8 protein-coding genes are annotated in these 13,120 nt (G+C 43.9%); all 8 read left to right on the top strand.

Annotated elements, in window-relative coordinates:
• Positions 1-12 precede the first annotated feature (12 nt).
• The 8 genes from rng (at position 13) to H5114_RS16720 (ending at position 12,991) form a co-directional block, all read left to right on the top strand.
• A complete protein-coding gene (gene rng / locus H5114_RS16755; RefSeq protein WP_124015310.1) occupies positions 13-1,503 on the top strand; it encodes a ribonuclease G in 1,491 nt (496 codons plus the stop codon).
• On the top strand, positions 1,503-5,783 hold the full coding sequence (locus H5114_RS16750) for a YhdP family protein (protein WP_182723536.1): 4,281 nt from the start codon (positions 1,503-1,505) through the stop codon (positions 5,781-5,783). The genes rng and H5114_RS16750 overlap by 1 nt, the downstream gene beginning before the upstream one ends.
• Positions 5,707-6,537 carry a carbon-nitrogen hydrolase family protein gene (locus tag H5114_RS16745; protein ID WP_182723535.1) on the top strand — a complete coding sequence of 277 codons (831 nt, stop codon included), beginning with the start codon at positions 5,707-5,709 and terminating at the stop codon, positions 6,535-6,537. Before H5114_RS16750 ends, H5114_RS16745 begins: the two co-directional genes overlap by 77 nt.
• Positions 6,538-6,603: 66 nt before the next feature.
• Complete coding sequence (tldD, locus tag H5114_RS16740; RefSeq protein ID WP_124015307.1) at positions 6,604-8,052, top strand: metalloprotease TldD; 1,449 nt, start codon at positions 6,604-6,606, stop codon at positions 8,050-8,052.
• A 199-nt stretch (positions 8,053-8,251) separates the two neighbouring features.
• Positions 8,252-9,685: a TolC family protein gene (locus H5114_RS16735; RefSeq protein WP_235781715.1), complete on the top strand. Its 1,434-nt coding sequence runs from the start codon at positions 8,252-8,254 to the stop codon at positions 9,683-9,685.
• Entirely contained in the window at positions 9,675-10,664 is a 990-nt protein-coding gene (locus tag H5114_RS16730; protein ID WP_124015306.1) for an HlyD family secretion protein, read from the top strand. Before H5114_RS16735 ends, H5114_RS16730 begins: the two co-directional genes overlap by 11 nt.
• Before the next feature lie 12 nt (positions 10,665-10,676).
• The gene (locus H5114_RS16725) at positions 10,677-11,846 is read left to right on the top strand and encodes an ABC transporter permease (protein WP_182723534.1); all 1,170 of its coding nucleotides are present in this window, start codon (positions 10,677-10,679) and stop codon (positions 11,844-11,846) included.
• Positions 11,846-12,991, top strand: a complete 1,146-nt coding sequence (locus tag H5114_RS16720) for an ABC transporter permease (protein ID WP_182723533.1) — start codon at positions 11,846-11,848, stop codon at positions 12,989-12,991. Before H5114_RS16725 ends, H5114_RS16720 begins: the two co-directional genes overlap by 1 nt.
• The last annotated feature ends 129 nt before the right edge of the window (positions 12,992-13,120 follow it).

The following is a 13,120-nucleotide window of genomic DNA, read 5'->3' as shown; positions in this document are numbered from 1 at the left end:
TACTGGTGGCCTATGAACATAAAAACTCAACGTAAAAAAGGCACAGAATTACTCATTAATGTAACGCCAACAGAAGCGCGTGTAGCATTAGTCGAGCATGGTGTTTTACAAGAAGTGCATATTGAACGTCGCATGAAGCGAGGTTTGGTCGGCAATATCTATAAAGGTAAAATCAGCCGTGTACTTCCAGGCATGCAAGCCGCATTTGTTGATATTGGCTTAGACAAAGCCGCTTTTTTACATGCTTCCGATATTGTTCCGCATACTGAATGTGTTGCCGATGTTGAAAAAGGTAACTTTGTGGTGCGCGATATTGCCGAGCTTGTTCGTCAGGGCCAAGACATTATGGTGCAAGTGGTCAAAGACCCGCTTGGCACTAAAGGCGCCCGCCTCACTACCGACATTACTTTACCTTCCCGCTATTTAGTTTTTATGCCTGGTTCTAGCCATGTTGGCGTATCGCAACGCATTGAACTGGAAGAAGAGCGCCAACGCCTCAAAAATATTACCCTTCCTTATGTTGATGATGATGGCGGTTTTATTATTCGCACAGCCGCTGAAAATATTGGTGAAGATGAGCTGGCTCAAGATGCAGCATTTTTGCGCCGAGTGTGGGCCAAAGTCAGCGAACGTCGCAAGCGGAAAGGGGTAATATTACTCTATCAAGACTTAGCGTTACCGGTACGGATTATTCGTGACTTTGTGGGAACAGAGCTTGATCATATTCAAGTTGACTCACGCCGTACATATGCTGAACTTCAACAGTTTGTGCAAGAGTTTATGCCTGAGATTGCTAACAAAATTGAGCATTATGCCGGCCCCGCGCCTATTTTTGAATTGTATGATGTTGAAAATGAAGTTCAACGCGCTTTAGGTCGCAAAGTTGAACTCAAATCGGGTGGATATTTAATTATTGATCAAACCGAAGCTATGACCACAGTCGACATTAATACTGGTGCATTTGTTGGTCATCGTAATTTAGAAGAAACCATATTTAATACTAACCTTGAAGCCACTCAAGCGATTGCAAGACAGCTGCGATTACGTAATTTGGGTGGGATTATCATTATCGATTTTATTGATATGTTAAGTAAGGAACATCAAGCACGGGTGTTAGAAAGTTTAAATGCGGCCTTGGCGTTAGATAGAGTCAAAACCAGCGTGAGTGGGTTTTCTGGCTTGGGTTTAGTTGAAATGACCCGTAAACGTACCCGCGAAAGTTTAGAGCATGTGGTATGCGGTGAGTGTCCATCTTGTAAAGGCACTGGCACCATGAAAACGATTGAAACTGTGTCATATGAGATTTTTCGCGAAATTATTCGATTAGATCGAGCTTATAAAGCCGATGAGTTTTTATTGTATTGCTCACCGGCTGTGTACATGAGTTTTAGCGGCGATGAATCACATTTGTTGGCAGAATTAGAAGTCTACATTGGTAAACGTATTCGTTTGCAAAATGAACCGTTATACATTCAAAGTAAATATGATGTGGTGATGATGTAGTGTCGACAACTCGTACGGGAACGATCAACAGAGTATTTTGGCAGATTTTGGCTATTACACTGGTGCTTTTTGCATTGGCGGTGAGCCTTATTCGTGGTTTATTGCCTCATATTCCTGAAGTCCGTACTGAGTTAATTGATTATCTTGATAGTGAGTACCAACTGCATGTGCAGATGGATAAACTCAGTGCTGAATGGCAAGCATTTGGGCCTGCATTGACCATTAACAATTTAGTCCTACCGCCACAGGATAATCTGCCAATTACAGTTGTCAGCAACAATGTGCATATCAAACTCGATTTTTGGCAGTCGCTACTAACCTTGAGCCCGCAGGTTGAAACCGTTGTATTTGATGGTCTTAAGGTGGCGCTCAACCTCGATCAGTTAACTGCTACTGACGATAATACTAAGCCTAGCGATAAAGCCACTCTTGACTGGTTATATGCCCTGTTATTGGAGCAATTAGGTCATTTTTCAATAACCGATGCTTCCCTGCAACTGGTGAGTAAACAGCATGATTATCGGCCGATTTTTATCGATAATTTATTATGGCAAAACAGCACTAATCGTCACCAAGCACAAGGCATCATCTATGTTGATCCACAGCAGTCAAAGCAAGAACAGTTAACGTTACGTATTGATCTTAGCGGTGATGGTTATCAAGCGGATACTATAGCTGGTCAACTTTACGTGGCCGCAGACTCATTAGACTTAGGCAAATGGGCCTCTAGACAACATAACGCGCAAACAGACGCCGATAATATTGAGTTTCAAGGGGTCATAAATCTTGATGCATGGATGACGTTCGCGCATCGTCAAATTGAAGATGGCATACTGGTTTTTAAACCTAGCTGGTTACAATGGCAAGATGCGGACAGCCAGCAAAAGTTTGCAATCAATTCAGGTTCATTGCAATGGATCCCACAACCTGATGGTTGGCGAATTGACAGTCACAATTTAGATTTATCCACCAATGATCAAACTTGGCCATTACTCACCTTGGCTATTGGCAGTGGTGATGGTGATTTTTTTGGATATGCGAATCAAATTATCCCGACCTTGCTTAAGCCTATGTTGCCATTAGTGCCAGGTTTAGGCATGCAGCAAGTACGCAGTTGGCAGCAGCTTAATCCTCAAGGAAAAATTGGCCCTATTCGGCTGTATAAACAGGCAGAAAAAGCCCTTATCGCTAAAGTTGAAGCACAGCAATTACAATGGCAGCCCTATGAGTCTATACCGGGTATCAGCCCTTTCGATGCCCAATTAACTTGGGCAAATAATCAACTTGAATTTAGCTTGCCTGAGCAAAAATACCAGCTCGATTTTAGCGATAATTTTAGTCAGCCAATAATACTTAATAGCAGTGCCGTCATGGGCCGATATGATGTTGGCCAGCAGCGCTTGACCGTGGCTAGTATTGAGTTGAGTAATAGTGATCTTACTCTGCAAGCGGGCCTTAATCTTGAGTTTGCTGAACAGACTCATATGGGATTAGCTGCTCACGTGACTATTAATGATGTGGCTCATCTTGGGCGATATTTTCCATTAATGGCGATGAGTCCAAACTTAATTAGCTACCTTAATGACGGCTTAGTCGCTGGGCAAGTGAATGATGCGCAGTTAGTCTGGCATGGGGATTTAGGTGGCTACCCCTATCAAGACAGCAGCGGAGTCTTTCAAGCCGCTTTTACTCTTAATAATGGCAATTTTAAGTTCCAACCTGATTGGCCTGCTGTGAGCGATCTTACATTATCAGCCTTGTTTGAAAATGCGATGATGGATTTGCATATTGATCAGGGCAAACTTGATGACGTTACGGTAGACGGCGCGCGAGTGTCTATTCCACATTTGGGGGAAGCGTCGTTGTTAAAGGTTGAAGCCGATATTAATACTGATGCTCAAGCTGCAACCAAAGTAATTAATGCTTCACCGTTACATGATTCTGTCGGGTCTACGTTAGACGTAGTGCAAATCCAACAACACATTAATACTCGATTGGATCTGGCGATTCCCTTATATGAAGGGGGTGAGCAACTCATTAAAGGTCAAGTCACATTTAATAATAACCCAGTGTTTATTGATACTCCCGGTTTAGATTTACAGGGGGTGACAGGGCAAGTGAGTTTTGTTAATCAAGTAATTGAAGGTAAAAATATTAAGGCTCGATTATTTCAACAGCCTCTCACGTTTAGCTTGAGTACCGGTAAGCGTAACAACAATATTGCATTAAATGTTGCGCTGAAAGGACGCTGGGATCTTGATGCCCTACCTGACAGTTTAGACAATCCACTGACTGAAACCTATCACGGAAACATGGACTGGAATGGCCAGTTAACCATGATTTTTGATCCTAGTGGCTACAGTTTACAAGTTTCTGCAAATTCCGATCTTGTAGGAACATCATTAGATTTACCTATCCCTTATGAAAAATCGGCAGCGGAACCGAAAACGCTCAGTGCAGAACTGATTGGCGATAACAAACAATCATCACTGAGCATTAAACTGGGTAATGATGTGGAGTTTTGGGGAGGATTTAATGCCGATAATGGCAGTCAACTGGCCTTTTATGATGTGATGATAGGTCGCCATTTTAGATTGGGTGACAGATTAAATAAGCAGTATGGGCACATACATGTAGATCTGCCTAAAGTTGACTTAGCGCAGTGGCTACCGCTGATTAATCGCTTTAGTGCGACAGCAGAACCTGAAGTCGTGACCTCTTTGATACGAGACCGTATTTTAACTGTCGCCGAGTTGCCTGATACTGAGTTGCAACAACCCATTTCGCCTGCGGTTGATGCTAACCTTGCGACTCCGGCATTTCCACCATTAGCGGGAATTCATGCCAATATTGGCCAATTAACGGTACTTGGGCAATCATTCGATAAATTGCATTTTGATGCTAAGCCAACCGAACATGTATGGCGCTTTGATGCTCAGTCACAACAGTTTGATGGCCGTATCGATTTTTATGCTAATTGGCGCGATCAAGGTATTAAAGTTGTCGCAAGCAAACTGCATTTATTGCCAACAGCCAGTGCAACAAAAAGTGATGATTTATCCCCGACTGTTATGCTACAAAATCTGCCTACGTTAGCGATAGATGTGGATGATTTTAGTGTAAATAATTTATCGCTCGGTCATTTAGTCTTGCAAGGATTGCCCGTAGAACAAGGCTACCAATTCCAGACTCTTTCACTGACTAAGCCAACGGTAACATTGCAGGCAAATGGCTTATGGTCAGTTGATAATGGCACTGAAAAAACCTCGTTTGAGGTCAATTTACAGGCCGATAAGTTTGATGACCTCTCGACGATATTGAACATCAACCCTGGGCTAGAAGATGCGCCATTAGATCTCAATGGTCAGTTATCATGGCAAGGTGCACCTTATCATTTCATGCTTGATACACTTAACGGCCAGCTAAAATTTGAGTTAGGTAAAGGCCATTTATCGGAAATAAGCGATAAAGGTGCACGGGTATTTTCATTATTTAGTTTAGATTCATTATTACGCAAACTATCATTAGATTTCTCGGATGTGTTCGGTGAAGGCTTATACTTTAATCGCTTCAACGGCAACCTTGCGATTGATGATGGAGTAGTTAAAACCACAGATTCAGAAATGGATGCCATCGCTGGCAATATGCGCATACGCGGTTATACCGATCTCACCAGTCAAAGCTTAAATTATGATATTCGGTTTGTGCCGCAGCTTGCGTCGAGTGTACCAACCGTGGTGTTATTGAGCACCAGTGCATGGACTTTAGGTTTAGGGGCATTTGCCCTGACAAAAGTGTTAGAGCCCGTGATTGAAGTCATTTCTGAAATTCGTTTTCGAGTGACCGGCACCATGGACAATCCACAACTTGAAGAGCTTGAGCGTAAGAGTAAAGAAATTGAAATTCCACAAGCTATTTTACCGCAAGCCAATGAGTCGAGTGTTGAAACTCAGATTAAAACTGGAGTTGATTCTAATATCGAGCCCAAGCTTAAAAGTGATACCAAGGGCGAAAATGAAACTCAAGCCCCAGAGCAGAATAGGCAAGATAATGTACCGCCCAATACCACAGGGGCAATTAGCTCAATATCAACGAATCAGGTTTCTCGAATGATAAAGGCGCAAATGTACACCGACGCTTTATTAAGGGGCCAACACGCAGGCGAGCCATTGGCTCATGTCGTTTCGCTACCAGGAGTGAGAGATGCAAATCAGCTTATTACAATGCCAAAGCAGTCGCGATGTCCAAGCCAATCTCGCGTTTGTCGACTCGCAGCTTAAAGACTTACCCCGAGAAGCCAATGAACCACAATTAGTGGTGTTACCTGAGTGTTGTTTATTGTTTGGTGGTCACGAAAGCCAGCAGCTTGAATATGCAGGTAGCCAGCATCAAAGCGAACTTAAAAACGCGTTAGCTTCGATGGCTAAAAAGTATCAAGTGTATTTTATTGCCGGCACTATTCCTATGCGTGCCGATGATGGTCGAGTCTTCAGCCGTTGTTATTTTTTTGATGATCATGGCGTCACCCTAGGTCATTACGATAAACTGCATTTATTCGACGTTGAGGTGAGTGATAACACCAAAACCTATCGTGAAAGTGATACCTTTCATCCAGGCGATCATATTAGTGTGATTGATACTCCGTTTGGCAAAGTCGGCTTAGCCATTTGTTATGATATTCGCTTTGGCGACATGTTTCGGGCTTTACGTTTAGCTGGAGCAGATTATATTGCTCTACCTTCTGCATTTACCAAAGTGACTGGGGAAGCGCATTGGCAAGTGTTATTGCAAGCCAGAGCGATTGAAACTCAATGTTATTTATTGGGCGTAGGCCAATGGGGACAGCATAATCAAGGCAGTCGAGAAACATGGGGGCACAGTATGATTGTTGATCCATGGGGCAGAGTTATTGCTGAACGAGCGACGGAATGTGGCTGGGTACAGGCTAAAGTCGATTTAGCGGAATTACAGCGCATTCGTCAACAAATGCCGCTGATGGGCCATAATCGATTTAGAGAGCCACAGCTGAAATAATACTGGCTGAGCCACGACTAACACTGAATTCGCAGTACGCGTTACCAATTAATAAAGAGAATTTTAATGCCATTTTTAACCCAAGTAGAGCAGAGTTTATTGCAAGATGGATTAACCTTAGACGGATTGCAAGGTTACTTAAATACCATTCATCAACACAATATCGATTTTTCAGACCTGTATTTCCAAGGTAGCCGTCATGAGTCTTGGGTTTTAGAAGATGGCATAGTCAAAGAAGGCAGTTTCCACATTGAGCGTGGTGTGGGGGTACGTGCTATTAGCGGTGAAAAAACCGGTTTTGCTTATGCCGACGAGATTACTCCAGCCGCTCTTGATGCCGCAGCGAAAGCCGCCCGCGGCATTGCCAGTGCCGGTGAGCAGCACAAGGTACAAGCCTTTAAGCGTCAAGCGGCACATAAACTCTATGACAGTGCCGATCCAATTGCGGCTATGGACGAAGTGAAGAAAATCGACTTGTTAAAGCAAGCCGATGCGTATATCCGTAGTTTAGACAGCCGTATTATTCAGGTTGTGGTGAGTTTATCTGGCGTGCATGAAGAAATATTGATTGCTGCCAGTGATGGTACATTGGCCGCAGATATTCGTCCATTAGTGCGTTTTAACTGTAGTGTTATTTTAGAAGATAACGGTAAGCGTGAACGCGGTAGTGCCGGTGGTGGTGGTCGTCACGATTACAGTGCCTTCTTAGCCACAGATGAAACTGGCTTACCACAGAGTTTTGAATTTGCTCGTGAAGCAGTGCGCCAAGCTCAAGTGAATGTTAATGCCATTGATGCTCCAGCAGGTGAAATGACCGTAGTGTTAGGTAACGGTTGGCCTGGTGTGTTATTGCACGAAGCGGTAGGTCATGGCTTAGAAGGTGACTTTAATCGCAAAGGCAGCAGCGCCTTTAGCGGTAAAATGGGCCAGCAAGTGGCATCGACATTAGTCACCATAGTCGATGATGGTACATTGGAAAATCGTCGTGGTTCATTAAGTATCGATGATGAAGGCGTGCCAACTCAAAAAACCACTTTGATTGAAAATGGTATTTTAACTGGCTACATGCAAGATAAGTTAAATGCGCGCTTAATGGGACAATTGCCTACGGGTAATGGTCGCCGCGAATCTTATGCTCATTTACCTATGCCACGGATGACGAATACTTATATGAATGCCGGTGAATCAGACCCAGCAGACATTATCAAGTCAGTGAAGAAAGGCATCTATGCGCCCAACTTTGGTGGCGGTCAAGTCGATATCACTTCAGGTAAGTTTGTGTTCTCAGCTTCTGAAGCTTATTTGATTGAAGATGGTGAGGTAACTCAGGCAATTAAAGGTGCAACTTTAATTGGTAATGGCCCTGAAGCCATGGGATTAATTTCCATGGTTGGTAATGACTTAGCTCTAGATAAAGGCGTAGGCGTGTGCGGTAAAGACGGACAAAGCGTGCCTGTTGGCGTGGGGCAACCAACATTGAAAATTGATCGTCTAACGGTTGGCGGTACAGCTTAAACGTTAGCCTATTTAGCCGTAAGTAGCCGGCTTACTGAGTGTTATGACTTGGTAAGCCGTTGTATATTTAAGGCTTATTTTGATAGTCTTGTTTATTTAAGGATATGTATAGTCAGGTTAATAATCTATGTGGCTGTGAAAATAACTGTTTTAAGTTATACTTCATCAAGGAATTAGAGTATTAACTCTAGAGGTGTTTATGGTTGCAAAGCGTCATAGTAGTCCACATAGCCAGAGGCGATTGAGCTTGGTGTTGTGTTCGAGTGTTTTTTTTGTTCATCTTAGTGTTTTCGCTGAGCCCATTACGTTTAGCAATGCTTGGCAGCAATTAACCCAAGTAAGCGATCATCTGCAAGCCAAAACCCAGCATGTTAACCGCGCCAAAGCTGAAGAAGACGCTGGTGATGCACTGAATTTCCCATCGTTGAATATTGCCGGTAGTTATACCCGCCTTGAAAAACCGATTGAACTTGACCTCAATGATCTTAATCCACTTGCCTCGCTTGATAGCAGTACCTTACCGCCGGCGCTTGGCGGTGCCCTAGCCAGTATTCCTAGTTCATTGTTTGTTACCCCTTTTACTGAGCAAGATGTATTTCGTGCCAGTTTGCAAGCCATGTGGCCGATTTACACTGGTGGTAAAATTACTGCTGCGCAAGGGATACATGCAGCACAAGTTTCTGAAACTGAACAAGAGTTGGCCCTAGCTCGGCGGGAGTTATTTCTGCAGTTAGTTGATCGTTACTATGCGGTGTCGGTGACAAAAACCTTAGTTGATACTCAAAATCAGTTGGTAGATTCGTTAGCGTTACATGTCAGCCATGCACAAAAATTGGAGCAACAAGGGCAAATCGCCAAAGTTGAACGCTTAAATGCCCAAGTCGCGTTAGAAAATGCCAAGGTCAATAGGGGTAAAAGCCAGCGTCAATATGAGATGGCAGAAATAGCTTTAGCGCGGATGTTGCATATTCCCTCAGTCGATCCTATTTCAGCGCTGTTTTTACTGGAACAGCAACCGTCATTGCCACAACTTAGCCAGCTGACGTTAACTCAGCATCCTGCATTAAAACTGCTTGAGGCTAAAGAAGCTCAAGCCAATGGCTTAGTGGACCTAGAAAAGGGCAGTTATTACCCCACAGTGTATTTATACGGTAACTATACCTTGTATGAAGATGACAGCTTATTTTCACAAGTGGAACCTGATTGGATGGTAGGTGTGGGTATGAGCATACCGCTGATAAGCCGTGATGGGCGCAGTGGTAAAGTACAAGCCGCCAAAAGTGCTTTATTGCAAGCTCGATACACTAAAGCACAAACAAAACAGGATTTAAGTTTACTGATCGATCAAAGTTATCGGCAAATGCTGCAAGCTAAAGAAGAAGCCGATGCGCTGAATACGTCGTTAGCGTTAGCGACTGAAAATTTACGTTTACGAGAGTTATCTTTCAATCAAGGCTTATCCACATCAATTGATAGGATCGATGCAGAGTTAAGCTTAACGGCGGTTAAAACTCAGCAATTAGGGGCTAAATATCGCTATATTCAAGCCTATGCCAAAGTGATGGCCATTAGTGGTCAAGTCGATGAATTTATTAACCGAACTCAACTTCAGGGGGCTGCTTATGCGGGCTAACAAGATCATCGCGGTCATTGCATTCGTGTTACTTATATTACTGTTGGGCTATGGCGTCATGCTGGCCTTTACGCCGCAACCTAGCGTGTTACAAGGGCAAATAGAAGCTCGTGAATACAACATATCTTCTAAAGTGCCAGGGCGGGTAGAGCAGGTCTTAGTGCGCAAAGGCGATCAGGTTGATGTGGGCGATATTTTGTTTGCCATCAGCAGTCCTGAATTGGATGCTAAGCTAGTGCAGGCTCAAGGTGGTCTAGAAGCCGCAACCGCAATGCAGCAACAAGCGAATAATGGCGCAAGACAACAACAAGTCACAGCCGCTAAAGAGCAATGGTTAAAAGCTCAAGCTGCCACCGAGCTTAGTCTAAAAACATATCAGCGCATTGAAAATCTATTTGATGAAGGTGTTGTCGCAAGGCAAAAGCGCGATGAAGCTTATACCCAATGGCAGGCCGCTAAATATACTGAACAGGCAGCCTATGCCATGTATCAAATGACCGACGAAGGCGCACGCGATGAAACCAAAGCGGCTGCGGCAGGCAAGACTCGTATGGCAGAAGGCGCAGTTAACGAGGTGAATGCGATTTTAGCTGATAGCCAAATGCGTTCACCTAAAAAAGCTGAGGTGAGTGAAGTACTGTTACAAGCAGGTGAGTTAGCACCGAGTGGCTTTCCGGTAGTGAGCATTATTGATATGAGTGATGCTTGGGCTGTATTACAAGTGCGAGAAGATCAATTATTGCAATTCAAACAAGATCAAAGCGTGATGTTAGATATCCCCGCATTGCAGCAGCAAGTTGAATTTACCGTGTCGCACATCAGTGTGATGGGCAATTTTGCCACTTGGCGCTCCACTGAAAGTGGCCATGATTTTGATATGCGTACATTCGAGGTGGAACTGACACCGAAGCAGAAAATAGCCGATTTACGTGTTGGGATGTCGGTATTATTTCGCGCCGACAAGCTCAACGAACATTAATAAGGCTTGCTGATGAGGCATCTATTTCGGCGTGAATGGACAGTGTTATGGCATTCGCCTTGGCAACTCGCCTTGGTGAGCTATATTCCGCTCATCGGCGTACTTGCGCTGTGGTGGTTGTTCAGTGCAGGCTTGCCAAGACAGCTTCCGGTTGCCGTTGTTGACTTAGATAAAAGCCAAATTAGTCGTATGCTTACCCGGCAATTATCGGCAAACGCCGTAGTTGCTCCTCGCGCATATGCTAATGAAGCATCAGCGATTGACGCTATGCGTAAAGTGGAAGTTTATGGTTTAGTTATTTTGCCTTATCAGCTTAACAAAGACCTATTAACATCCAAACAACCCACGATTGATATTCGCTATAACAGTCAATTTTTATTAGTTGGCAAGTTACTCTCTAGCCAACTACAACTCAGCCTTGCTGAGGGCTTAACGCATATTGGTGAAGTAAATTTATTGCTCAAAGGAGCCAATAAAGCTACCGTCGATGTGAGTTTAACGCCTATTAGTAATCAAACCACGGCACTATTTAATCGCAATAATAACTATGTCGGATTTCTGGTTCCTCCTATATTGATTGCATTGTGGCAGTTGCTGTCGATGCTGGTTTTTGTCAATAGTGTTAATGCGGAGCTGCTCCCGCAGGGTGAGCGTAACTATTTAGCCAAAGATTTTTGGGCTAAGGTGTGGGTTAAAATCCTGTTCTACAGTCCCATAATGCTTATTCATGGTGGCTTTATTCTGCTGTGGTTATACCATTATTTGGCGATGCCGATAGCGGGTTCGTTATGGCTTTTGGTATTGGCGCAGATGTTCATGCTCATGGCGTTGTGGTTGATCGTGTTATTTATTTTTATGCTGATGCGTGACAGTGCGCGGGTAGTCAGCTTTTGTACTGCCTTATTTGCTCCTGCGTTTGCGTTTATGGGGATCACCTTTCCAGTTAATGATATGCCTTTATTGGCTAAATGGTGGCGCTTGATTATGCCATCAAGTCACTATATCGACTCTCATGTCAGTGTGGTGAGCTACGGGGTGAACTTGCCACAAGTGTTGCTGCAAATCAGTTCATATTGGGGCTTTTTACTATTAATCCCTTTGCTTTATGTGTTGGGGCGTCATGCTCAGAAAATACCGCCTCAAGTTCCCGTGAGCAAGTCAATTAGCCTGGGGGTCAAGTGATGAACTTCTGGCAGTTAATGGTTGCAGAATGCAAAGCGATACTGGCTGATAAAGCCATAGTCGTGACCTTATTTGGTGGCGTGTTATTTTACTCAGTGCTTTATCCGTTACCGTATCTGCATCAGGTGCCGACAGAGCAGCAGATTGTGGTCGTTGATCATGATAATTCTTCTCTCAGCCGATTGGTGACACGTCATGCCGATGCCAGTGCCAAGATAAAAGTGCTCGCTAATGTAAACAGTATTGACCAAGCCCAAGCTTGGATTGATGCTGGTAAAGCGCACGGTTTATTGGTTATCCCAGCGGATTTTAGGCGTAATTTGTTATTGGGCAAAGGCGCGACATTAAGTTACGGCGGTGATGCGAGTTACTTTTTAATTTATTCTGCAATTGTTGAAGGCTTAGTTTCTGCAGGTATTGATGCCAGTAAACACGTGCAAATGATAGGTTTGCTCGCCCGTGGACAAAACCCCGAGTTAGCGCAGCAAGCTGTTAATTCTATCCATATTAATTCGGTGCCGGCTTTTAACCCCAGTTTGGGTTATACCCCCTATGTGGTACCGGGTTTATTTTTATTAATTTTGCATCAAACCTTATTAATTGGCACAGGTATTTTGGGCGCAGGCCAATGGGGTAAACAGGGCTACTGGCAGCAAGTCCGGCCGGTGACCTTAGTGCTTGCAAGGCTTAGTGTGTTTATGATGATTTATGCATTATTCAGCAGTTTCTACTTAGGCGCTTGTTTTTATTGGTATAAAGTCAGCGTGGTTGCCTCTGTGGTTGAAGTAGGCTTATTTATGTTGCCCTTTTTATTGGCTACGGGTTCATTAGGTATTTATCTCAGTAGTTTGTTCCGCCGGCGTGAATTACCCACCCAATTGTATTTACTGGTCTCTATGCCAATTTTATTTGTGGCAGGATTTGTGTGGCCAATTGCGTTGATTCCACAGCCATTGGTAGTGGCATCGCAAGTTATTCCTGCTGTGCCAGCGATTATGGGGATGCTCGAGTTAAATCAATTAGGGGCAGGTTGGGCGGCCGTGTTGCCTAAATGGCTGCAATTATGGGGCCTATTCGCCGTTTTTGTCACTATGGCAATAGTGGCCATTGCACGTAAACAGCAAGATGTTAAAACTCCATCATAGTATCGTGTGTAAATGACAAAAAGGCTGTAGCAGTTTCACGTTCTGTCAATCAATTCTGCTAACAAAAATAGACAGGTATCGTATTGATTGACCTGTCTATTACTGCACATTCAGCAAGATGTACTAACA

This window comes from Shewanella sp. SR43-8, from assembly GCF_014163775.1.
GTDB classification, from domain to species: Bacteria; Pseudomonadota; Gammaproteobacteria; order Enterobacterales; family Shewanellaceae; genus Shewanella; species Shewanella vesiculosa.
This window is presented reverse-complemented; position numbering and strand designations above follow the sequence as displayed.

Coding starts and splice junctions, on each gene's coding strand:
- H5114_RS16730 (WP_124015306.1), top strand. CDS start 9,675: ATGCGGGCTAACAAGATCATCGCGGTCATTGCATTCGTGTTACTTATA.
- H5114_RS16735 (WP_235781715.1), top strand. CDS start 8,252: ATGGTTGCAAAGCGTCATAGTAGTCCACATAGCCAGAGGCGATTGAGC.
- H5114_RS16720 (WP_182723533.1), top strand. CDS start 11,846: ATGAACTTCTGGCAGTTAATGGTTGCAGAATGCAAAGCGATACTGGCT.
- rng (WP_124015310.1), top strand. CDS start 13: ATGAACATAAAAACTCAACGTAAAAAAGGCACAGAATTACTCATTAAT.
- H5114_RS16725 (WP_182723534.1), top strand. CDS start 10,677: ATGAGGCATCTATTTCGGCGTGAATGGACAGTGTTATGGCATTCGCCT.
- tldD (WP_124015307.1), top strand. CDS start 6,604: ATGCCATTTTTAACCCAAGTAGAGCAGAGTTTATTGCAAGATGGATTA.
- H5114_RS16745 (WP_182723535.1), top strand. CDS start 5,707: ATGCAAATCAGCTTATTACAATGCCAAAGCAGTCGCGATGTCCAAGCC.